The sequence below is a fragment of the Agromyces rhizosphaerae genome (assembly GCF_027925245.1).
In the GTDB taxonomy this organism is placed as follows: Bacteria; Actinomycetota; Actinomycetes; order Actinomycetales; family Microbacteriaceae; genus Agromyces; species Agromyces rhizosphaerae.
The window spans coordinates 3,009,044-3,031,738 of the sequence record NZ_BSDP01000001.1 but is presented as its reverse complement, the minus strand read 5'-3'; the positions used below and the strand labels follow the sequence as shown (position 1 = coordinate 3,031,738).

Genomic DNA, 22,695 nt, shown 5'->3' with positions numbered 1-22,695 from the left:
GCTCACCACGCTATCAATTCGCGGGGGGCTACTCGTCGCCCGGGCGCCCTTCGGTGAAATGCGGCACTTCCTCCATGAGCGAGTGGCCGCGCTTGCGGGCGTCGACCCGCGCCTTCGCGAGGCTCGCGACGGTCGCGACGACCATCGCGACGACGATCACGGCGAGCGACGTCCAGGTGGAGATCTCCGGGGCCCACTCGATCGGCTCGCCGCCGTTGATGAACGGCAGCTCGTTCACGTGCGCCGCGTGCAGGAAGAGCTTCACGCCGATGAAGGCGAGGATGAACGCGATGCCGTACTTGAGGTACTCGAGGCGCTCGAGGAGGCCGCCGAGCAGGAAGTAGAGCTGCCGCAGCCCCATCAGCGCGAACACGTTCGCCGTGAACACGATGAACGGGCTCTGCGTGATGCCGAAGATCGCCGGGATCGAGTCCAGCGCGAAGATGAGGTCGGTCGTGCCGATCGCGATGAACACGATGAGCATCGGCGTGAACACGGTCGCGCCGTCGATGCGGGTGCGCAGCTTCACCCCGTCGTACTCCGAGGTGATGCTGAGCCGGCGGCGCAGCAGCTTGACCAGGCGGGTCTCCTCGCCCTCGTTCTCGTGGTCGCCGAACGCCTGGCCCCAGGCCGTGTAGAGCAGGAACGCGCCGAAGATGTAGAAGATCCAGCTGAAGTTCTCGATCAGCTGCGCGCCGAGCAGGATGAAGACGCCGCGCAGGATCAGCGCGAGGATGATGCCCACCATGAGCACCTCCTGCTGGTACTTCCGGGGCACCGCGAAGCGGCTCATGATGATGACGAACACGAACAGGTTGTCGATCGAGAGGCTGTACTCGGTGAGCCAGCCGGCGAGGAACTGCCCGCCGTGCTCGGCGTCGCCGAGCAGGAACATGAGCCCGGCGAAGATCAGCGCCAGCACGACGTAGAACACGACCCAGGCGGTCGCCTCGCGGAACGACGGCACGTGCGGCCGCTTCAGCACGATCAGGAGGTCGGCGACGAGGATCAGCGTCAGGACGACGAGGGATCCGACCTCGAACCAGACGGGCAGGGCGAGTTCCACGGAAGGCCTTTCGGGGAGTTGGGGTCGGCGGAGCGCCGAACGTCTCTCCCCCACCGCACGGTGTTCCACGCCCGGAGCACCGTCGACGGCGCTCGTACTGACGAAGCGTGGCCCGGGGCGCAGGCGCCCCGCGGGATACTCCCCTTCGTGCTCGCGAGTCTAATCCACGACGGGCCCGGGAGCGCGCCCGGAACGACGAACGCCCCCGGTCCGCATGGCGAACCGAGGGCGTTCCTCGTGTTGTGACCCCAGCGGGATTTGAACCCGCGCTACCGCCGTGAGAGGGCGGCGTCCTAGGCCGCTAAACGATGGGGCCGAAATCGGCAACTCGAAGAGTATGACACATCGTGCGGCCCGGGACAAATCGAGCCACGAGAGCGCTGGGCGGCGCGTTCCGGGTCACGTGAAGACCCGCAGCGCCCCCGGCTTGGCCGTCACCTCGACCGGGAGCGGGCCGAGTCGCTCGCCGTCCGCGTAGGCGACGACGTCCGCCGATTCGATGCGCACCGAACGGGCGCGGAGCAGCTCGACCGCCGGGTGGTCGACGTGCGTGCCGGAGAACACCCGCGGGAAGACCCTGAGGAGCCCGAGCCGGCTGATCGGGTGCACGATGAACACGTCGAGCAGCCCGTCGTCGAGCTCGGCGGCCGGGGCGATCCGCATGCCGCCGCCGAGCGACGGCGTGTTGGCGACCGAGACGAGCATCGCGCGCTGGGTGCGGACCTCGCCGTCGATGGTCAGCACGTACTCGCGCGGGTGGAACGTCGCGAGCTCCCTGGCGAGGGCGAGGGTGTACCTGCTGGGTCCGCGGGGCCGGGTCATCCGGTTCGCCCGGTCGTTCACGATCGCGTCGAAGCCCGCGGACAGCACGCAGGCGTACCAGGTGGTGAGCTCGCCGTGTCGCACCGTGGCGGCGTCGATCAGGCGCGGCTCGCGCCGGAGCGCGGCCAGCAGCGCGTCGATCGCGGCCTCCGGGTCGTCGTACGGCAGGCCGAGGGCGCGCGCGAGGTCGTTGCCCGTGCCCGCGCCGACGACGCCGAGCGGCACCTGCGTGCCGGCCAGGACGTTGACGCCGAGCGAGACCATCCCGTCGCCGCCGACGACGACGAGCGCGTCCGTGCCCGCGGCGACGGCCGCCTCGGTCTCCCGGCGGAGGAGCTCGAAGTTCGGCTCGCGGAGCATCGAGACCTCGTACCCCGCGGCCTCGAGGCGCTCGGCGGTCCGGGGACCGATCGCGCGGTTGCGACCGAAGGACGCGTTCGGGTTGACCGCCAGGACGATTCGCCGGGTCGCCTGTGTCATGTGGCGATTATGGCGGGTGCCGTGTGCACGGCGTGCGCGACACGGCCCTGCTGTGGACCGCCGGGGCCTCCGGGGCCTCCGGGGTCAGCCACCGCCTCCGCCGCGACCACCGCCGTTGCCGCGTCCGTTGCCGCCCGTGGTCGAGTCGCCGCCCGTGCTGCCGCCGCCGGTGTTGCCGCCACCGCCACCGGTGCTCCCGCCGCCGGTCGGCTGCGCGTTGTCGCCCGAGTCCTCCTCGTCGTCATCGTCGCCGCCGAGGCCGCCGTAGTCGGGCACGATGCTGCCGTCGGGCGACGAGCCGGGGCCCGTGACCGGGCCGAGGCCCGCCATCGTGAACGCGCCTCCGCCGTACTTCGCTGCGGCGACCGACATCACCATCGGCCACATGCGGTGCCGCGCCTCGGCCGCGCGCCCGGTCGCGAAGTAGAGTCCGCGCTGGTTGGCGTCGCCGTTCACGCTGACGACCGCCGCCGCGGTCGCGACCTTGGTGCTCGCCCCCACCATCCAGGTGTCCTTGGCACCGTCGGTGGTACCGGTCTTGCCGATGAGCGGCACGTGCGGCACCGTCGCGGCGTTCGAGGCGACCGCGGTGCCGCCGGTCATGACGGCGCTCATCGCGGTGTGCATCGCCGCGGCGACCTCGGGCGCGACCGACCTGGTGCAGTTCGACTTCGGCGGGTCGATCTCCTCGCCGTCGCGGCCGACGATGCGCTCGATCGCGATCGGCGTGCACGTGACGCCGTTGTTCGCGACCCCGGCGAACGCGATCGCCATGCTGAGCGGTGCGACCTCGTTGGTGCCGATCACCGACGACGGCCCCTGGGCGAGCGGATCGCCGTCTGCGCGGTGCACCCCGAAGGCCTCGGCACGCATGCGGATGTCGCAGAGGTCGAGCTGCTTCGCCATGCCGATGAAGCCCGAGTTGATCGACCCGATGGTGGATTCGAGCGCGCTGTAGTTCGCCCCGGACTCGCCCGCGTCGTTCTTCGGGTTCCAGTTCCCGGCCGAGACGGCCCCGTTGCAGTGGTCCTGGAAGATGCCCCAGTTGCTCTTGACGCGGCTGTCCACGCGTTGGGCCAGGCCGTGGCCGGTGCTGAGCCACTCGGCGAGGGTGAAGATCTTGTACGACGATCCCGGCTGGAACCCACGGGAACCGCCGTAGTCGAAGTCGGTGTTGTAGTTGATGCTCGTGTACTGCGGGCCCTTCTTCAGCACCGCGGGGTCCTGGCTGTACGTGCGGTTCTGCGCCATGGCGAGCACCTTGCCGGTGCCGACCTCGACCGAGGAGATGACGCCGCCGACGTCCCAGCCGGGGAAGGTGGCCGGCACGTGCGCCGCGATCGCCGCGTTCGCCGCCTTCTGCAGGTCGAGGTCGAGCGTCGTGTACACGTCGTACCCGCCGCGGCGGAAGTTCGTGAGCCGGGTCTCCGCGTCCTCGCCGAACGTCGGGTCGTTGCGCAGGATGTGTGTCACGTAGTCGCAGAAGTACGCGCTGCCCTTCGCCGTCTGGCAGCCGGTGCTCGGCTCGTTGATGTCGGGGTCGACGGGCTCGGCGATGGCGGCGTCGTACTCCTCCTGGGTGATCTTCCCCTCGGTGAGCATGCTGCCGAGGATGTAGTTGCGCCTGGCGAAGTTCGCCGCGTAGCCGTTGTCCTTGCCGTTCGTGACGCTGTCGGGCACGTCGAGCCGGAACTTGCCGGGGTTGTTCACGATCGCGACGAGGGAGGCCGCCTCCGCGAGCGAGACCTTCGACGCCGACGTGCCGTAGTAGTACCTCGCCGCGGCCTCGATGCCGTAGACGCGACCGCCGAAGCCGGCGATGTTCAGGTAGCCGAGGAGGATCTCGCTCTTGGTGTAGCGCTTCTCGACGCCGATCGCGAGCCGCATCTCCTTGAGCTTGCGGTCGATGGTGGTCTCGGTGACCGCGCCGTAGCAGGCGTCGCGCTCCTCGGTGGTCGTCGCCTCGCCCTCGCAGACCTGCACGCGCACGTTCTTGACGTACTGCTGGGCGATCGACGAACCGCCCTGCGTGTCGCGCCCGGTCGCGGTCGTCGCGGCCGCGCGGATGGTGCCCTGCAGGTCGATGCCGCCGTGCTCGTAGAACCGCGGGTCCTCGCCGGCCACCGCCGCATCCTTCACGTACTGGCTGATCTGCTCCCACCCGACCTCGACGCGGTTCTGGTCGTAGAACGAGGCCAGGAGCACGTGCGACCCGTCGTCGCGGGTGGCGTAGATGTCGCTCTTCTCCGACAGCTCGCCGATCTCGAGGTAGCCCGGCAGGTTCTCGAACATCGAGATCGTGCTGGTGGCGGCGACGCCCACGGCGCCGAGCGCGGGGGTGACGGACACGGTCACCAGCGCGCCGACCGCGGCGCTCGCCGCGATGAACCCGACGAACCCGCCGATACCGCCGACGACGCGCTTGACGCCCTCGCCGCGCGACCTGTCCTGCTCCATCGACGCCTCCTGCTCGCGGACCCCCGGGCTCGCGTGTATTCCCCCTCCTCCATGCAACCTTCTCGGGGCGTGCTTGTAAAGCGGTCGAGGGTATCGTTCGGGTCTCGCCTCGGGTCCGCAAGCCCGTTGCGCCGGTCGACGCGATGGGTGTTGGCTCGGAGCATGCGACTGACGAAGCTGGAACACGCCGCGCTCGTGATCGAGGACTCCGGGGAGAAGCTCTTCATCGACCCGGGCAACTTCACGACCCCGATCACCGAGGCCTCGGGCGCCGTCGGGGTCGTGCTCACCCACGAGCACCCCGACCACTGGACGCCCGAGCAGCTGCGACGCATCCAGGGCGCCGAGCCCGACGTGCGCATCCTCGGTCCGGAGGGCGTCGCCTCCGCGGCATCCGACTTCGACGTCGAGGTCGTGCACCCCGGCGACGAGGTCGAGGTCGGGCGGTTCCGCCTGCGCTTCTTCGGCGGGCGGCACGCGGTGATCCACGAGTCGATTCCCGTGATCGACAACGTGGGCGTGCTCGTCGACGACACGCTGTACTACGGCGGGGACTCGTTCACCGTGCCCGAGGGCGTCGAGGTCGGGGTGCACGCCGTGCCCGCAGGGGCCCCGTGGCTGAAGATCGGCGAGGTCATCGACTACGTGATGGCGGTCGGCGCGAAGCGCACCTTCCCGACGCACGAGATGGGCCTCTCCCGCTCGGGCAAGGAGCTCTCGAACGGCCGCATCGCCTGGGCCACCGAGCAGGGCGGCGGCGAGTTCACCCCGCTGGAGCCGGGCGACACGCTCGACTTCTGATCGCGCCGCGTTCCGGGTGCGCGCGGACCCGGGACCGCGTGCACGGACCCGGGGCGATCAGTCGTGCGGCCGGCGATGCTCCAGCTCGAACACCGCGGCCTGCGTCCGCCGCTCCACGCCCAGCTTGCGCAGCAGGCCCGAGACGTAGTTCTTGACGGTCTTCTCGGCCAGCGAGAGCCGCTCGCCGATCTGCCGGTTGGTGAGGCCCTCGGCGATCAGCCCGAGCACCTGGCGCTCCCGCAGGTTCAGCGACCCGAACCGCGGATCCTCGCGGTCGTCCGGATCGGCGGGTGGGCGCAGGCGGTCGGAGTAGGCGGGCACGAGCAGCGAGCGGCCGGCCGCCGCGGTACGGATCGCCTCGACGAGCCGGTTGCCCGTGACGGACTTGAGCACGTAGCCCGAGGCGCCGGCGAGCACCGCCGCGGTCGCGGCCTCGTCGTCGTCGTACGCGGTGAGGATCAGGCACCGGAGCTCGGGCATGCGCGAGCGGAGTTCCCGGCACAGCGTGACGCCGTCCGCGTCCGGCAGCCGCAGGTCGAGGACGGCGACGTCGGGTGCGACCGCGGGGATCCGGGCGAGCGCACGAGCCGCGTCGGGCGCCTCGCCGACCACCTCGAGGCCGGGCTCGCGCCCGAGCAGTTCGGCGATGCCGCGACGCACGATCTCGTGGTCGTCGACGAGGAACACCCGGGTCATCGCACGCACCGCCTCATCAGTCGTCACCCGTCGCCAGCGGGGCCGCCCAGATCGCGCGGGTGCGGCCATCCTCGGACCCGAGGTCGAAGGAGCCCCCGCGTGCGGCCGCCCGTGCGGAGAGGTTGGCGAGTCCGCTCCGGCGGCCGTGCGGCGCGACCCCGACGCCGTCGTCCTGCACGACGACCCGCACCTCGTGCCCGCCGGCCGACACCTCGAGGCCGGCGCTCGTGGCCGCAGCGTGCTTGACCACGTTGGCGAGCAGCTCCCGCACCACCGCGACGACGTCGTCGGCCAGGGCCCCCGTGACCATGAGGTCGACCGGGCCGGAGAAGCGCACCGCGACGGGCTCGGCGAACCCGGACGAGTACTCCGACACGATGTCCAGCACCCGGTGACGCATCGACTCGCCGCCCTCGCCGCGCGGCGTCAGGGCGAAGATGATCGCGCGGATCTGGGCGATGCTCTCGTCGAGGGTCGCGGTGGCGGACCGGAGGCGCGCCGAGGCCTCGTCGCCGACGCCGGACTCGGCGAGCGCATCGAGCGCGAGCCCGGCGCCGAAGAGCTGCTGGATGACCTGGTCGTGGAGGTCGCGGGCGATGCGCGCCCGATCCTCCGCGAGCAGGGCCTGCTGCCGGTGCTCGCGCGCGCGTGCGAGCTCCACGGCGAGCGCCAGGCGCGCGGCCAGGTCGTCCGCCAGGTCGACCTCGGTGGCGCTGAACGCGGGCCTGCCGGGGCGGCGGGCGACGGCGAGCACTCCCCACGTGGCCGCGTCCGATCGCAACGGGAGGAACAGCGCCGAGCCGACGCCGTCATCCGGCGCCGCGATCGCGAGCGCGTCCGGCGTCGGGTCGTGTCGCGCACCCGGCCGCGTGCGCGTCACCCCGTCCTCGAAGACCAGGGCCGCCATCGTGCTCATCGCAGGCAGTGCTGCGCCGTCCAGCTCCGCGGCACCGTCGCCGCGCGCCTCGGCGATGCGAACGGTGCCCGCCTCGTCGCCCGGGAGCACGAGGCAGACGCGGTCGGCGGTCGTGCGGGCGATGAGCTCGTCGGCCAGCAGCGGGAGCGGGTCGGCTCTCGTGGACTCGAGCATGGCGGAGGCGATCTGCGCGGAGGTGGCCGACCACTCCTGCCGGAGACGCGACTCCTCGAGTTGCCGCGCGTTCGCGATCACGAATCCCGCGGTCGAGGCGAGCGCGCGGACCAGTTGCTCGTCCTCCTCCGTGAACTCCCCGACGTGCGGGTCGGCGAGATACAGGTTGCCGAAGACCTCGTCGCGGACCCGGATGGGCACGCCCAGGAACGCCCCCATGCGGGGGTGTCCGGCCGGGAATCCGACCGACCGGGGATGATCCTCGATGTGGGCCAGCCGGATCGGCTGGGGATCGTCGATGAGCGCGCCGAGGACGCCCCTGCCCTCCGGGAGGTGCCCGATCGCCGCCACCACGTCGTCGTCCATGCCGGCATGCACGAACTCCTCCAGACCCTCGCCCGCGGCGCCGATCACCCCGAGCGCGCCGTAGCGCGCGTCGACCAGCGCGACGGCCGCCTCGACGATCCGCTCGAGCACGACGGGCAGCTCCGCCGACTCGACGACCGCCGCCGTCGCACGCAGCAGTTCGCGCAGCCGACCCTGCGCATGCAGGACGTCGTCCGCCCGGGCCATCAGGTCGCGCAGCGCACGGTCCAGCTCGGTCCGGGGCTCGTCGGCGAACGGCAGCTGCGGCTGTTCCGTCATGGCACCTCCGCGGTGATGCCCGCAGGCTACCACCGGTGCCGGGTCGAGGCCCTCCCCCAATGCGTGGGACGAACGGCCCGCGCGCCGACCTCCTCCGGGGCGAACCTGTGAGCGTCGGCCGGGCGGGCCGGCGCACGACGCAGGGGGCGATACATGACTTCGCGGATGCTGGTGGGGATCGACGGCTCGATCGCGAGCCGCGCGGCGATGGTCTGGACGCTCGAGCGCGCCCGCGCGACCGGCGCCGCGGTCGTACTGCGGCTCATCGTCGACGACGAGTGGGGCACGATCAGCACGCGCATGCTCGGAGAATTGCGGGCGGATGCCTCGGGGCGCGTCGAACGCGAGTTCGACTTCGCGCGTGCTCGGGCCGGCGGGGTCCCCGTCGAGGCCGAGGTGACGGTCGGCTCCCCGATGCTCACCCTCGCGGCCGAGGCCGCCGAGTACGACCTGGTCGCCATCGGCACGCACAAGACGGGATCGTTCCACGGGTTCGCACTCGGATCGCGTGCGCCGCAGCTCGCGGCGATGTCCCCGGTCCCGGTCGCGGTCGTCCCGACGTCGTCCGGCGGCGAGCGCTCGGGCGTCGTGGTCGGCGTCGGCGGCGTCGCCGGCGAGGGCGCCGCCGTGGCCTTCGCGGCGCGCGAGGCCGACCGGCTCGGCGAGCCGCTGCTCGTCCTGCGGGCCGACGACGGCCCGCCGGCACTCGGCGATCGGGCCGTCGAGCGCGCACTCCGGGACGCGTCCGCCGCAGGGGTCGCATCGGAGGTCACGTCGCGCCGTTCGAGTCCCCCCGCGGGGAAGGCGCTCGCCGTGCGATCCGGCACGGCCGTGCTCACGGTCGTGGGACGCCCGACGGAGCCCGGAGCGCGCGGGTACCGGCCCCTGGGACGCACCGGCACGGACCTGCTGATGAACCTCGGCGGACCGGTCGTCGTCGTGCCGTTCGCCGCCGCCGTGCCGGACGGCGGGGCGTCCGGGTGAACGGCGACGGACGCGCCCGGCTGCGCCGCGTGTGACCTTCGTCCCGTCCGTCGTCCACGGGCGCCGCGAGAGTGGACGACATGGAGAGGCAACGCATCCTCGTCGGCGTCGACGGCTCCGCGCCGTCGATCGAGGCGCTCCGGTACGGAGCGCGACTCGCGGACGCGCTCGACGCGCCGCTGGAGGCGGTGACCACCTGGACGTTCCCGCCGGTCATGGGCGCGTACGTCGTCGACGGGTGGACGCCGGACGAGGATGCCCAGGGCATCCTCGACGACTCGATCGCGGAGGCCTTCGGCGACGACCCGCCGGACCTCGCGCGCACCGTGCTGGCGGGGCCCGCAGCCGGAACGCTGATCGAGGAGAGCCGTCGGGCGCGCATGCTGGTGCTCGGCAGCCGCGGCCACGGCGGCTTCGCGGGCCTGCTGCTGGGTTCGGTCAGCGCCGCGTGTGCAGCGCACGCCCACTGCCCGGTGCTGATCCTGCACGGCGGCGAGTCCGCCGCATCCGCTCCCTGACACCACGAGGGAGGACGTCGCATGTTCACGCGCATCGTCGTCGGCTGGAACGGCTCCGGACCATCGCAGCTCGCCCTCTCGTGGGCCCTCCGCCGCGAGTGGAGCGCGCCGATCATCGTGGTGCACGCCACCGGCGACGCACCACCCGCGGCGGGTGCGCTCGAGCGCATCGACGGCGCGATCGATCGGATCGACGGCGCGATCGGGCCGCTGTCGCACTCGACGCGGCGGAACATCGAGGTGCGGACCCTGGACGGCCCGGCCGAGGAGGTCCTGGCGTCGTTCCTCGACCCGGGCACGCTGCTGGTGGTGGGGTCGGCGGAGCGGCCCGCCTCCCGCGACGGCCTGGGCACGCGGCTCTCCTCGCTGGGCGGCGACCGGCCGCGGGCCGCGCTCGCGGGCGTTCCCGGCGAACGCCCACCCGCCGTCGTCCTGGAGATCGACGGCGCCGGTCTCGGCAGGGGGTGAGACGGGATGTTCGACGACCGCATCGATGCGGGTGCACGACTGGCCGCGCGCCTGGGCGGGACACCGCACGCGGACGCGCTCGTGCTCGGGCTCCCGCGCGGCGGCGTCCCGGTGTCGGCGGTGGTCGCCGAGGAGCTCGGGGCACCACTGGACGTGATCGTGGTGCGCAAGCTCGGGGTCCCCTGGCAGCCCGAGGTGGCGATGGGAGCGATCGCCGAGGGGGATGCCCGGGTCATCGACCAGCGGCTGCTCGAGCAGCTGCGCGTGCCGCCGATGATCGTGACCGAGGTGGAGGCGCGCGAACGGCGCACGCTCGACGACCGGCTCGCGCTGCTCCGCCGCGGGCGCGCGGCCGAGTCCCTCGCGGGCCGCACCGCCATCGTCGTCGACGACGGACTGGCCACCGGCTCGACCGCCGAGGCCGCGTGCCGAGCGGCTCGCGCCCGAGGTGCCGCGCGCGTCGTGCTCGCCGCACCCGTCGGGCCGCGGGACGCCGCCTCACGGGTTCCGTCGGCCGACGAGGTCGTCGTCGCCGAGACTCCCGCGGACTTCCACGCCGTCGGACAGGCCTACCGCGACTTCTCCCCCGTCTCGGAGGAGGAGGTCGTGCTGCTCCTCGACGACGCGCGCCGCCGCGCCGCAGGCGAGTCGTGGCGTCGGATGGTCGGCATCCGCTCCGCGGACGTGACCGTCACCACGGCGACCGGCGGTCTCCGCGGCATCCTCGCGGCTCCCGAGGACGCCGTCGGCGCGGTCGTGTTCGCGCACGGCAGCGGCAGCTCCCGCCACAGCCCGCGGAACCGCGTGGTCGCGCAGACCCTCCAGCGCGCCGGCTTCGCCACGCTCGTGCTCGACCTGCTCTCGGTCTCCGAGGAGGAGCACCGCGAGAACGTCTTCGACATCCCGCTCCTCGGAAGCCGGCTCGTCGATGCCGTGACGTGGGTCGGCGGGCACGGGTGGACCCGGGCGCTCCCGATCGGGCTCTTCGGTGCGAGCACGGGCGCGGGCGCGGCACTGTGGGCCGCGGCCGAGCCCGACTGCCCGGTGCTGGCCGTCGTCTCCCGGGGCGGGAGGCCCGACCTCGCGGGCGCGCGCCTCGCCGACGTCGACTGCCCCGTCCTCCTGGTGGTCGGCGGCGCCGACGCCCCGACGCTGCAGTTCAACCAGGCCGCTCGGCAGGCGTTGGGCGACCGCTGCCGCATGGTCGTGGTGCCCGACGCGACGCACCTGTTCGAGGAGCCCGGTGCCCTGGCCGAGGTCGCGATGCTCGCGCGCGACTGGTTCGTCCGGCACCTCGCGGCGGTCCGACCCGACGCGCCGGGCCCGGGAGCACCATGAACGAGATCAACGACGCCATCGCGCAGATCCGCTCCCTCGCGCATCCGCTCGCCGCCGAGGTGGATCTGGACGGCATCGTGGCCGAGGCGAGCCGCGCGCGGATCGTCGCGCTCGGCGAGGCCTCGCACGGGACCCATGACTTCTACGCCTGGCGGGCGGAGATCAGCCGACGCCTCATCGAGGGCCGGGGAATCGGCTGGATCGGCGTCGAGGGCGACTGGCCCGACTGCTGGCGGATCAACCGGTGGCTGCTCGGCGCCGACGACCGGATCGGCTCGGCGGCGGAGGTGCTCGCCGGGTTCGAGCGGTGGCCCACCTGGATGTGGGCGAACCGCGAGGTGGCGGACTTCCTCGACTGGCTCCGCAGGTGGAATGCGGGCCGCCCGATCGAGGAACGGGTCGGATTCCTCGGACTCGACGTGTACTCGCTCTGGGAATCGCTCGCCGAGATCATGGAGTGGCTGCGCGAGCGCCGGCCCGACGCGCTGCCCGCGGCACTCGTGGCGTGGAAGTGCTTCCTGCCGTACGAGAACGATCCGCAGCGCTACGCCTGGAGCACCCGGCTGGTGCCCGAGGACTGCGAGGACGAGGTCGTCGACCTGCTGGTGGCCGTCCGGGAGGAGGCGCATCGGGAGGACGACCCGGACGACGCCTTCGCGGTGCTCCAGAACGCCGAGGTCGTTGCGGCGGCGGAGCGCTACTACCGCGCGATGGTGCGCGGCGACCGGGAGTCGTGGAACCTCCGCGACCTGCACATGACCGACACCGTCGACCGCATCGTGCAGGAGCGCGCCCGGCGCGGCCTGGAGCCCGGCGGCCTCGTCTGGGCGCACAACACCCACGTCGGCGATGCCCGGGCGACCGAGATGTCCCGCGGCGGGATGTGGAACCTGGGCGAGCTGCTCCGCCGGCGTCACGCCGGAGGCGACGTGTACCTCGTCGGATTCGCCGGGTACGACGGCACCGTCGTCGCCGCCGACGCATGGGGCGCGACCGACGACGTGATGGTGGTGCCCGAGCCGCCCGCGAACTCGCACGAGTGGCTCCTGCACACCGCGCTCGGCCAGCCGTCGGTCGTGACCTTCGGCCGGTACCGCTCCGGCCCGTGGCTCGGGGCTGTGCTCGGCCATCGCGCGATCGGCGTGGTCTACGCCCCGGAGCGGGACGCCGGCAACTTCGTCGCCACCGTCATGGGCGAACGCTACGACGCCCTCGTCTGGTGCGAGCGCACGCGCGCGCTGACGCCGCTGCACCGCGAGCAGCGGCCGACCGAACCCGAACTCGAGACCGAACCGACGGGACTGTGATCGCATGACGACGACATCGACCCCCACGCCCACCCAGTGGCCCGTGATCGCCAAGGACCTCGGGCGGCTCGCGGTCGCCCCGAACCTCCTCGACTACGACCGCGCCCGCGCCGACTTCAGCTGGGACGACGAGCGCCGTCGCCTGGCGGGACTGCCCGGAGGCGGCGTGAACATCGCGTTCGAGGCGGTCGACCGCCACGCGGCCGGTCCCCTGGCCGCCCGCGACGCCCTCCGGTTCGTGCGCGACGACGGGACCGTCCATGCGCTCACCTACGCGGACCTGACCGCGGAGACCGATCGCTTCGCCGGGCTCCTCGCGGCACTGGGCGTACGTCGCGGCGAGCGCGTCTTCTCGCTCCTCGGCCGCGTGCCGGAGCTCTACGTCGCGGCCCTCGGCACCCTGAAGCACGGGGCCGTGTACTGTCCCCTGTTCGCCGCGTTCGGGCCGGATCCGATCCGGCAGCGCATGTCGATCGGCGGCGGCGCGGTGCTCATCACGACGCGAACCCTCTACCGCAAGCGCATCGCGGCGCAACGGGACGCCCTTCCCGAGCTGCGCCATGTGCTCCTCGTGGATGCCGACGGTGCGCCGGAGCCCGGCACGCTCGACCTCGCCGACGTCCTGGCGGGGGTACGAGGACCCGTCACGATCGCCCCCACCGGGCCCGAGGACATGGCCCTGCTGCACTTCACCAGCGGCACCACCGGTCGCCCGAAGGGCGCGGTGCACGTGCACGACGCGGTCACCGCGCACTCCGCCACCGGCCGGCTGGCACTCGACCTGCACCCGGACGACGTCTTCTGGTGCACCGCCGACCCCGGGTGGGTGACGGGCACCTCGTACGGCATCATCGCGCCCCTCGTGCAGGGCGTCACGGTCGTGGTCGACCAGGAGGAGATGGACCCGGAGCGCTGGTACCGGATCCTCGCCGCGCAGCGGGTGACGGTCTGGTACACGGCGCCCACCGCCCTGCGCATGCTCATGCGCGCGGGAGCGGAGCGGGCGAGGGCCCACGACCTCTCCGCGCTGCGCTACATCGCGAGCGTCGGCGAGCCCCTCAACCCCGAGGTCGTGGCCTGGGGACTGGAGGCGTTCGACCTGCCGGTGCACGACAACTGGTGGCAGACCGAGACCGGCGGGATCATGATCTCGAACTACCCGGCGATGGACATCCGGCCCGGATCGATGGGCCGCCCTCTCCCCGGGATCGAGGCCGCCGTGGTCGCCCGCGACGACGAGGGCGCGCCCGTCGAGCACGACGGGTCCGTCGCGCTCCTCGACGACGGCGAGGTCGGCGAACTCGCGCTGCGCGCGGGATGGCCGTCGATGTTCCGCGGCTACCTCGACGAGGAGGAGCGCTATCACCGGTGCTTCGCCGGCGGCTGGTACCTGACGGGCGACCTCGTGCGCCGGGACGCCGACGGGTACTTCTGGTTCGTGGGTCGCGGCGACGACGTGATCAAGTCGTCCGGCCACCTCATCGGCCCGTTCGAGGTCGAGAGCGCACTGCTGGAGCACGACGCCGTCGCGGAGGCGGCGGTCATCGGCCTGCCCGACGAGGTCGCGGGTGAGCTGGTCACGGCGTTCGTCGAGCCGGCGGCCGGCGTCGAGGCATCCGATGCCCTCCGTCGTGAGCTGGTCGGGTTCGCGCGACGCCGGCTGGGCGCGGCAGTGGCACCACGGCGGATCGAGTTCGTCGACGCGCTGCCGAAGACCCGGAGCGGGAAGATCCTGCGGCGGCTGCTCAAGGCACGCGAACTGGGGCTGCCCGAGGGCGACACCTCGACCCTGGAGTCGGGCCGATGAGCGCCGAGGAGATGGCCACGGCCGCCGCGCACGACCCGGAGGTCGCGCGGCACTTGCTGCGCCAGATGCTCCGGGTCCGCCGGTTCGAGGAGGCCTGCGTACAGGCCTACAGTGCGACCCTGATCCGCGGGTTCATGCACGTGTACATCGGCGAGGAGGCGGTCGCTGCGGGCGTCATGTCGGTGCTGGAGCCCGACGACGCCGTCGTCGCCACCTATCGCGAGCACGGGCACGCCCTGCTCCGCGGGGTGCCCGCCGAGCGGGTCATGGCAGAGATGTACGGCCGGGTCGAGGGATGCTGCCGCGGGCGCGGCGGCTCGATGCACCTGTTCGACGCCGCGACCCGGTTCTACGGCGGCAACGCCATCGTGGCGGGCGGCCTCCCCCTCGCCGTCGGGCTGGCGCTCGCCGACCGCATGTCGGGGCGCGACCGCGTGACCGTCTGCTTCTTCGGCGAGGGCGCGATGGCCGAGGGCGAGTTCCACGAGAGCATGAACCTGGCCGCCCTCTGGGACCTGCCGGTGCTGTTCTGCTGCGAGAACAACCTGTACGCCATGGGCACCGCGCTCGACCGCTCCGAGTCGCAGACCGACCTCGCGCTCAAGGCGTCGGCGTACGCCGTGTCCGCCTGGGCGGTCGACGGCATGGACGTGCTCGCCACCGCGGAGGCCGCGCGGCGCGCGATCGACGCCGTGCGTGCGGGCGGGGGCCCGCACTTCCTCGAGCTGCGGACCTACCGGTTCCGCGCCCACTCGATGTTCGACCCCGAGCGGTATCGCTCGAAGGACGAGGTCGAGCGGTGGATGGAGCGCGACCCGATCGCCCTGCTGCGCACCGCCCTCGAGACCGCGGGGGAACTCGACGCGGACGCGTGGGCGTCGCTCGAGGCCGAGGTGGACGAGGAGGTGCGGGCCGCGGCGGCGTTCGCCGAGGCGGGCACTCTGGAGCCCGTCGACGACCTCCTCCGATTCGTCACGAGCGAAGGGAGGACCCCGTGAAGACGACCTACCGCGAGGCGATCCGGGCCTCGATCGCCGAGGCGCTCCGGCGCGACGAGCGCGTCTTCCTGATGGGCGAGGACGTCGGGCGCTACGGCGGCGGGTTCGCGGTGAGCCTCGGACTGCTCGAGGAGTTCGGGCCGGAGCGGATCCGCGACACGCCGCTGTCGGAGGCGGGCTTCGTCGGCGCGGGGATCGGCGCCGCCCTCGGCGGCATGCGGCCCATCGTCGAGATCATGACCGTCAACTTCAGCCTGCTCGCGCTCGACCAGATCGTGAACTCGGCGGCGACGCTGCTGCACATGTCGGGCGGGCAGTTCAACGTGCCCGTCGTGATCCGCATGACGACCGGCGGCGGGCGTCAGCTCGCCGCGCAGCACTCGCACAGCCTCGAGGGCTGGCTGGCGCACATCCCGGGCCTGCGCGTGCTCGCCCCCGCGACGCTGGAGGACGCCCGCGGCATGCTGCAGCCGGCGCTGGAGGACCCTGACCCGGTGCTGATCTTCGAGCACGGCTCGCTGTACAACGCGGCCGGCGAACTCGCCGACGACGCCGGCGCCGTCGACATCACGCACGCCGCAGTGCGCCGCCCGGGCTCGGACGTCTCGATCCTCACCTACGGCGGCACGCTGCCGACCGCCCTCGAGGCCGCCGAGACGCTCGCCGGCGACGGCATCGAGGCGGAGGTGCTCGACCTGCGCACGCTGCGCCCGCTCGACGACGAGGCGATCCTCGCGACCGTCGCGCACACGCACCGTGCCGTCGTGGTCGACGAGGGATGGCGCAGCGGCAGCATCTCCGCGGAGATCAGCGCGCGCATCACCGAGTCGGCGTTCTACGAGCTCGACGCGCCGGTGGCGCGGGTCTGCAGCGCCGAGGTGCCGGTGCCCTACGCCCGGCACCTCGAGCAGGCCGCACTGCCGTCGGCCGAACGCGTCGTGGCGGCCGCACGCGAGGTGGTGGGCGCAGGTGGGTGAGTTCCTGATGCCGTCGCTCGGTGCCGACATGGAGCACGGCAAGGTGACCGAGTGGCTCGTCGCGCCGGGCGACTACGTGCACCGGGGCGACCTCATCGCCGAGGTCGACACCGAGAAGACCGTGATGGAGATCGAGACGTTCCAGGAGGGCGTGGTCGCGGAGTTCCTCGTCGACGTCGGCGAGACCGTGCCGGTCGGCACTCCCATCGCGCGCATCACGGGAACCCCGGCCGACGTGGCCCCGGTCGCGGGCGCGCACCCGCCCGAGCTGCACGCGACCCCGCCGGTGCGGCGGCTCGCGCACGAGCTGCACGTCGACCTGAGCGAGGTCGGCGGCACCGGGAAGGACGGGGCGATCACCCGTGCCGACGTGAAGGCGGCGGCCCGAGCGGGCGCGCCCCATGAGGCATCCGACACCGAACCGGTCCCGCCGGTTCCCCCCGCACCCGTGCCGCACGAGGAGGCCCGGCGCGTGCGGTCCTCGCCACGGGCGCGACGGATGGCGGAGCACCTCGGCCTCGACCCGGCGGCGATCGAGGGCACCGGACCGGGCGGTGCCGTCACCGCCGAGGACGTCAGGCGAGCGGATGCCGCCGGCTCGGCCCCGACCGCGTCGGAGCGCGCGCCCGAGGCATCCGCCCCGACCTCCCCCAGCGGTGCCGAACCTGAGCCCGAGGCATCCGCCCCCGCCCCGTCGGCCGAACCCACGACGCCCGCGGAACGCCTCGCCGAGCTGCACCGTGCCGTCGGCGCGCTGATGGCCCGTTCCAAGCGCGAGATCCCGCACTACTACCTGAGCACGACGATCGACCTCGGCGCCGCGACGGAGTGGATGCGGCAGGCCAACGAGGGACGCCCGGTGAGCGCCCGGCTCGTGCCGACCGCGCTGCTGCTGGCGGCCGCGGCGCGCGCCGCGAAGCAGGTGCCGGACGTCAACGGGTTCTACGTGGACGGCGAGTACCGTCCGAGCACGGCGGTGCACCTCGGGGTGGCGGTCGCCCTCCGGGGCGGCGGACTCGTGGCCCCCGCGATCCACGACGCCGACGCGCTGTCGGTCGACGAGCTGATGGAGCGCCTGCGCGACCTCGTCGCGCGCGCCCGCGGCGGGCGGCTGCGGCGCGCCGAGATGGCCGACCCGACGATCACCGTGACGAACCTCGGCGACCTCGGCGTGGAGACGATCTTCGGCGTGATCCACCCGCCGCAGGTGGCGCTCATCGGGTTCGGCCGCGTCGTCGAGCGTCCCGTCGCCCGCGACGGCCTCATCGGCGTCCGCCCCACCGTCGTCGCCACCCTGTCGGCCGACCACCGCGTGAGCGACGGGCTGGCCGGCAGCCGCCTGCTCGCCCGCATCGACGAACTGCTGCAGGAACCGGAGGAACTGTGAACGCATCGGATGCACGCGCCGCCGTGCTCGCCGCCATCGACGAGGTCGCGCCCGACGTCGACACCGGGACGATCGACACGGGATCGCGCCTGCGACAGGACCTCGAGCTCGACTCGCTCGACTTCCTGCGCCTGCTGGAGATCCTCACCGAGTCCACCGGCGTAGACACGCGCGAGGACGACTACCCGGGGCTCGTCACGGTGCAGCAGCTCATCGACCACGTCGCCGCGCGCGGGTGAGCCCCGCCGCGACCGGCGCGGAGAAGTTGAGGGACCTTCGACCCTCGTCGCGGGTGCCCCGTGCGGCACAGTGGAGACCGGGTCCAGGCGTCCCGGCTTCGCTCGCCTGGCCGGGTCGCCACGGCGGGGGAACCGTGGCGACCATCTCTGCGTCGGCACCGATCCTTCGGCTCCCCCGCGCCCGGCCTACCCTACGGCGGGCGCCTCCACGGACTCCGGGGAGTCCGCATCGGCCGGCACGACGCCGCTTCGCCGGCGCCTGACCAGGATCGACACCGACAACGCGAGCGCGGCCACGGTGACGGCGATGACGTAGATCGACATCCAGGTCCATGACGCTTCGGTCGGCACCGACGTGCCGGGCTCCGTCGAGAGCGAGAGGATGGTCGCCGTCACGGCCGTGCCGACGGCGATCGACGTGTTCCGGGCCACCTGGCCGACGCCGGTGTACTCGCTCGTCGCCTCGGCGGGAACGACCTCGACGATGAGGTTGTAGATCGACGAGATGACGAACGCGTTGGCCACGGTGCCGACCATCATGATCGCGATCGCGACGGGAGCCGACCCGTGACCCATGGGAAGGGCCAGCGCGACGTAGACGAGGAGGAACATCGACAGGCCGACCACCATGGAGGCCGCCGCACCGCGACGACGGGCGAGGATGCCGGCGAGCGGCGTCAGGGCGAAGGTGACCGCGGACGACGCGAGCGAGACGATGCCGTACGTGGTCGCGGTGAGCCCCACGCCGACGGAGAACTCCGCCGGTGACAGGATGACGACCGGTCCGAGGATGGTGATCGCCGAGAGCGGAGCCACGCCCGCGATCAGGATCACCCCCATCATCCGGCGCATCGACGGCGTGGCGATGAGCCTGAGGTTCACGAGCGGGTCGGTCACCCGCAGTTCCCACGCGACCCACGCCGCGAGCACGACGAGCCCGAGGCCGATCGGCAGCCAGACCGACGGCGAGCCGAACCCCGTGCCGCGCAGCGCGGTGAGGCCGAGCAGCACCGCGCCGATCGCCGGCGCGAACAGGACCGCGCCGAGCCAGTCGATACGCGACCCCGACTTCGTGGAGCGCGACCGCGGGATGACGACGATCGTGAGGAGGATGCACACCCCGCACAGGGCCGCCGCGGTGACGAACATCCCGAGCCAGAGGCCGGCGTCGACGAAGATGCCCGCGACCAGGATGCCGATGCCGGCGGTGATGGTCGCCGTGGCGGTCAGCAGCGCGACGGTCACCGGCACGCGCTCCTTGGGCAGCGCCTCGCGGGTGATCCCGATGAGCAGCGGGATGATGCCCGCGCTCGTGCCCTGCAGCGCCCTGCCCGCGAGCAGGGCTTCGAAGGTGCCGAACGCGATCGTGAGCAGCGAACCCACGAGCGAGATGGCGAGGAGCACGATCAGCACCCGCTTGCGGCCGTACATGTCGCCGAGCCGCCCGGCCACGATCGCGGACGCCGCACCCACCAGTACGAACGTGGTCAGCACCCACGACACGGCCGCGAGATCGACGCCGAAGTGCTCGGAGAAGAACGGGAACGCGCCGAGCACCATCGTGTGCTCGAAGATGCCGGCCGCCTCGACCAGGAGCAGCACCGCGACCAGTACGCCGGTGCTTCCTCTTCCTCGTTTCGTCCCGATTGAATCCACCATGGCCCATCCGCCTCTCGCGACTCCGTTGACGCATTGTGTGTGGCCCGGGCCGATCGGCATCGGTCCGGTCTCGCGGGCATCCGCCCGAGAATCGTGGACGGTGCGGTGCGCGTCGCGCGACGCGCACGCGTCACCGTGTCGTGTCGAACACCGTCTTGATGGCCGGAGCGCCCTTCTCCAGGTCCGCGAACACCTGCTCGATCTCCGACAGCGGGTGCGTGTCGAACGTGATCGGGGCGGTGCGGATCCAGCCGCGCTGCATGAGCCTGATCGTCAGGAGGAACTCCTCGCGCGTGTGCGCGAGCGACGTGCTGACGTCGATCTGCTTCGCGAGCCATCCGGTGAGCGCGAGCTGCACCGGCGTGAACGGGATGCCGACGAGCATCAGGCGGCCGCCCGTGCGCAGCAGCGACGTGCCCTGCTCGATCGCCGCGAGCTTGCCCGCGCACTCGTAGACGATGTCGGCGCCGCGGCCGTCCGACGCGGCGAGCACCGCCTCGCGGAGTGCGGGATCGTCCGGGGCGAACGCGTGCGCGGCACCGAGCTCGACGGCGATGTCACGGCGCTCCGGCGTCGGGTCGACGACGATCACGTCGGTCGCGCCGAGACGGGCGGCGAGCTGCACCGCCGCGAGGCCGACGACTCCCGCCCCGGAGACGACGACCGTGTCGCCGAGGTCCGGCCGCACTCGCCGCAGCGCGTGCACGGCGACCGTGGCGGGCTCGATGAGCGCGCCCGCCGCGTCGGACACCTCGTCGGGGAGCGCGGTGACGAATGCGGCGGGCACCTGGATGTATCGCGCGTAGGCACCGTGCGCGGGCGCCGTCGGCGAGGTCGACAGCGACGTGCGCGCGCACAGGTCGTACGAGCCGTGACGGCACAGGTCGCACGCCCCGCACGCCGGGAGCGCGGCCCGCACCACCCGGTCTCCCGGCGTGAACCCGGTGACGTCGGACGCGACCCGCTCGATCACCCCGACCCACTCGTGCCCCGACAACGTGGGGCTGAGGACGATGCCGAGGTGGTACCCGTCGATGTCCGAGCCGCAGATGCCGGTGGCGCGCAGGCCGACGAGGACGTGCCCCGGCAGGACCTCCTGCTCGGGCGAGGTGCCCGGCACGCGCGAGAGCTCACGTCGCCCGGTGATGACGTACGCGGTCTCCTCGAGCGCCATCAGGCGCGCTTCCACGCGACGACGACCTCGGGCGCGCTCTTGCACAGGCGCCGCGAGCGCCAGTCGTCGTGCGGCTCGACGTTCTCGAACGTCTCGTACCGGCGGAGGATCTCCTGGAGCGCGAGCGTGATCTCCATGCGAGCGAGGTGCATGCCCGGGCAGGCGTGCGGACCCGAGCCGAACGCGACGTGCGGCTTGGTCACGGGCCGGTCCATGTCGAAGACCATCGGGTCCGGGAAGACCGCGGGATCGGTGTTCGCCGCGAGCAGGTTGCCCGCGATCGCCTCCCCCGCTGCGATCGCGACACCGCCCAGCTCGGCGTCCTCGAGGGCGACGCGCCCTCGAGGTGCGCTCGTTCCGACGCTCACGAGTCGCAGCAGCTCCTCGAACGCCCTCGGGAAGGATTCCGGCTCTGCGCGGAGCCTGGCGTAGAGCTCCGGTTCGTGCGACAGCCACTCGAGCTGGCCGTTCAGCATGACGCCGGTCGCGTCGTGCGCCGCGAGCAGCAACGTGGTGCCGAGGTTGCGCAGTTCGTCCTCGCTCCAGAGCCCGTCGTTCTTGTCCTGGATCATCGCGCTCATCAGATCGTCGCCGGGGTGCTTCGACTTCTCCTCGTAGAGCTCGTTGAAGAAGGGGACGATGATGCCGTACGCGGCCATCAGCTCCGCCGGGTTCTCCACTCGCGAGTCGACGATCTTGTAGCACGCGTCGATGAAGGCCTGGTCGGTGATCGTCGGCATGCCGAGCAGGGCGCACAGCACGCGCAGCGGCACGCGCTTGGCGAAGTGCACGGTGAAGTCGACCGGACTGCCGAGCGCCTCGAGCTCGTCGAGGGTCTCCTCGATGATCTGCTGGGTGCTCTCGCGCAGCGCGTTCACCCGCTTGATCGTCAGGTACTTGGTGAGCACCGCGCGCTTGGCCTGGTGCTTCGCGCCGTCGTACTGCATGAACGACGGGTTGCGGCTGTTGTCGGTCTCGACGTACCGCATGCGCGGGTACTCCCTGCCGGAGCTCTGGATCTCGATGCTGTAGTTCGGATCGTTGTACATCTCGCGCACCATGTCGTAGGTGGTCGTCATCCAGCCCTCGCCACCGAAGGGGAACTCGACCCGTACGACGTCAGCCGTCTCGCGCAGGGCCGCGTAGGCGTCCTGGGCCTCCGACCAGTTCACGAGGTTCTGCTTGGTCTCCAGCTTGTGTGCGGTCATGTCGCTCGTCCGTTCTCGTTCGTGGGTTGGGGGTGTCGTGCGGCCGGCGGCGGCGTGGGAGATGCGGCCATCAGGGTTCGACCATCAGGTGCATCGGATCCAGCGGGGCTCCGACCGGGTAGTTGTCGGCGAAGAGCCCCGCTCCTCCGGCCGTCAGCGCGAGGTCGATGCGGAACGTCGCACCGGACCGAGCCCCGATCGCCGCGTGCGCGAACGGGATGCGGCCCGGACCGCCGTCCGCGGCCGCGACGGACAGCGCGCCCGAGTCGGGACCGACCTCCAGGCGGAGCGCGCGCAGCTCGACGGCGAGGAGACCGCCGTGACCCTCGAACCGCACGGAGCTCGGAGCGGTCCAGGTGAACGCGGCGCGGGTTCCGTGGAACCGCCCGCGCAGCAGGAACCCGTGCGGGTCGAGCACCCGGACGTCGTCCGAGACGGCGCAGACGCCGTCCGCGAGCGACGCCACGTATCGGCGGAAGGAGGACTTGACCGACCACACCGCGAACGCGTCGACCTCGACTGCGCGGGCGTGCGACGCCGCATCCGTCACCTGGGTTCCGATCATCTCCGGCCC

General features: G+C 72.5%; 20 protein-coding genes and 1 tRNA gene. 11 read left to right on the top strand and 10 right to left on the bottom strand.

The window, feature by feature from the left end; genetic code table 11:
- Positions 1–28: 28 nt before the first annotated feature.
- The 4 genes from QMG39_RS14320 to QMG39_RS14305 all read right to left on the bottom strand — a co-directional run bounded on the left by QMG39_RS14320 (position 29) and on the right by QMG39_RS14305 (position 4,825).
- Positions 29–1,066, bottom strand: coding sequence for a TerC/Alx family metal homeostasis membrane protein (locus tag QMG39_RS14320; RefSeq protein ID WP_281886140.1), 1,038 nt, complete (start codon positions 1,064–1,066; stop codon positions 29–31).
- 243 nt (positions 1,067–1,309) lie between these two features.
- Positions 1,310–1,382 (bottom strand) — tRNA-Glu (locus QMG39_RS14315).
- An 83-nt stretch (positions 1,383–1,465) separates the two neighbouring features.
- A complete protein-coding gene (locus QMG39_RS14310) occupies positions 1,466–2,368 on the bottom strand; it encodes a diacylglycerol/lipid kinase family protein (RefSeq protein ID WP_281886138.1) in 903 nt (300 codons plus the stop codon).
- Positions 2,369–2,452: 84 nt separating this feature from the next.
- Positions 2,453–4,825 carry a transglycosylase domain-containing protein gene (locus tag QMG39_RS14305; RefSeq protein ID WP_281886136.1) on the bottom strand — a complete coding sequence of 791 codons (2,373 nt, stop codon included), beginning with the start codon at positions 4,823–4,825 and terminating at the stop codon, positions 2,453–2,455.
- Between the two features lie 162 nt (positions 4,826–4,987).
- On the opposite strand from QMG39_RS14305, the gene QMG39_RS14300 reads away from it, so the two are divergent.
- Complete coding sequence (locus QMG39_RS14300; protein ID WP_281886134.1) at positions 4,988–5,626, top strand: MBL fold metallo-hydrolase; 639 nt, start codon at positions 4,988–4,990, stop codon at positions 5,624–5,626.
- 57 nt (positions 5,627–5,683) lie between these two features.
- Here the strand turns inward: QMG39_RS14300 and QMG39_RS14295 are convergent, their stop codons facing one another.
- Positions 5,684–6,322, bottom strand: a complete 639-nt coding sequence (locus tag QMG39_RS14295) for a response regulator (RefSeq protein WP_281887298.1) — start codon at positions 6,320–6,322, stop codon at positions 5,684–5,686.
- 16 nt (positions 6,323–6,338) lie between these two features.
- Complete coding sequence (locus QMG39_RS14290; RefSeq protein WP_281886132.1) at positions 6,339–8,057, bottom strand: sensor histidine kinase; 1,719 nt, start codon at positions 8,055–8,057, stop codon at positions 6,339–6,341.
- A 165-nt stretch (positions 8,058–8,222) separates the two neighbouring features.
- Between QMG39_RS14290 and QMG39_RS14285 the strand changes: the two genes are divergently transcribed.
- From QMG39_RS14285 to QMG39_RS14240, 10 genes are all read left to right on the top strand, one after another.
- A complete protein-coding gene (locus tag QMG39_RS14285; protein ID WP_281886130.1) occupies positions 8,223–9,041 on the top strand; it encodes a universal stress protein in 819 nt (272 codons plus the stop codon).
- An 80-nt stretch (positions 9,042–9,121) separates the two neighbouring features.
- Positions 9,122–9,559: a universal stress protein gene (locus QMG39_RS14280; RefSeq protein WP_281886128.1), complete on the top strand. Its 438-nt coding sequence runs from the start codon at positions 9,122–9,124 to the stop codon at positions 9,557–9,559.
- Positions 9,560–9,580: 21 nt separating this feature from the next.
- Positions 9,581–10,027 (top strand): putative universal stress family protein, encoded by a 447-nt coding sequence (locus QMG39_RS14275; protein WP_281886126.1) that lies wholly within the window; start codon positions 9,581–9,583, stop codon positions 10,025–10,027.
- A 6-nt stretch (positions 10,028–10,033) separates the two neighbouring features.
- Positions 10,034–11,365 (top strand): phosphoribosyltransferase family protein, encoded by a 1,332-nt coding sequence (locus tag QMG39_RS14270; RefSeq protein ID WP_281886124.1) that lies wholly within the window; start codon positions 10,034–10,036, stop codon positions 11,363–11,365.
- Positions 11,362–12,672, top strand: coding sequence for an erythromycin esterase family protein (locus QMG39_RS14265; protein ID WP_281886122.1), 1,311 nt, complete (start codon positions 11,362–11,364; stop codon positions 12,670–12,672). Before QMG39_RS14270 ends, QMG39_RS14265 begins: the two co-directional genes overlap by 4 nt.
- Positions 12,673–12,676: 4 nt before the next feature.
- The gene (acsA, locus tag QMG39_RS14260) at positions 12,677–14,479 is read left to right on the top strand and encodes an acetate--CoA ligase (RefSeq protein ID WP_281886120.1); all 1,803 of its coding nucleotides are present in this window, start codon (positions 12,677–12,679) and stop codon (positions 14,477–14,479) included.
- Positions 14,476–15,477, top strand: coding sequence for a pyruvate dehydrogenase (acetyl-transferring) E1 component subunit alpha (pdhA, locus tag QMG39_RS14255; RefSeq protein ID WP_281886118.1), 1,002 nt, complete (start codon positions 14,476–14,478; stop codon positions 15,475–15,477). Before acsA ends, pdhA begins: the two co-directional genes overlap by 4 nt.
- Positions 15,474–16,454 (top strand): alpha-ketoacid dehydrogenase subunit beta, encoded by a 981-nt coding sequence (locus QMG39_RS14250; protein WP_281886116.1) that lies wholly within the window; start codon positions 15,474–15,476, stop codon positions 16,452–16,454. The genes pdhA and QMG39_RS14250 overlap by 4 nt, the downstream gene beginning before the upstream one ends.
- Positions 16,447–17,841 (top strand): dihydrolipoamide acetyltransferase family protein, encoded by a 1,395-nt coding sequence (locus QMG39_RS14245; protein ID WP_281886114.1) that lies wholly within the window; start codon positions 16,447–16,449, stop codon positions 17,839–17,841. The genes QMG39_RS14250 and QMG39_RS14245 overlap by 8 nt, the downstream gene beginning before the upstream one ends.
- Complete coding sequence (locus QMG39_RS14240; protein ID WP_281886112.1) at positions 17,838–18,080, top strand: acyl carrier protein; 243 nt, start codon at positions 17,838–17,840, stop codon at positions 18,078–18,080. Before QMG39_RS14245 ends, QMG39_RS14240 begins: the two co-directional genes overlap by 4 nt.
- 186 nt (positions 18,081–18,266) lie before the next feature.
- On the opposite strand, the gene QMG39_RS14235 is transcribed toward QMG39_RS14240, so the two are convergent.
- From QMG39_RS14235 to QMG39_RS14220, 4 genes are all read right to left on the bottom strand, one after another.
- Complete coding sequence (locus QMG39_RS14235) at positions 18,267–19,739, bottom strand: MFS transporter (protein WP_281886110.1); 1,473 nt, start codon at positions 19,737–19,739, stop codon at positions 18,267–18,269.
- A gap of 130 nt (positions 19,740–19,869) precedes the next feature.
- Positions 19,870–20,928 carry a zinc-dependent alcohol dehydrogenase gene (locus QMG39_RS14230; protein ID WP_281886108.1) on the bottom strand — a complete coding sequence of 353 codons (1,059 nt, stop codon included), beginning with the start codon at positions 20,926–20,928 and terminating at the stop codon, positions 19,870–19,872.
- Positions 20,913–22,121 carry a cytochrome P450 gene (locus QMG39_RS14225; protein ID WP_281886106.1) on the bottom strand — a complete coding sequence of 403 codons (1,209 nt, stop codon included), beginning with the start codon at positions 22,119–22,121 and terminating at the stop codon, positions 20,913–20,915. The genes QMG39_RS14230 and QMG39_RS14225 overlap by 16 nt, the downstream gene beginning before the upstream one ends.
- A 70-nt stretch (positions 22,122–22,191) precedes the next feature.
- A complete protein-coding gene (locus tag QMG39_RS14220) occupies positions 22,192–22,686 on the bottom strand; it encodes an HtaA domain-containing protein (RefSeq protein ID WP_281886104.1) in 495 nt (164 codons plus the stop codon).
- Between the last annotated feature and the right edge of the window lie 9 nt (positions 22,687–22,695).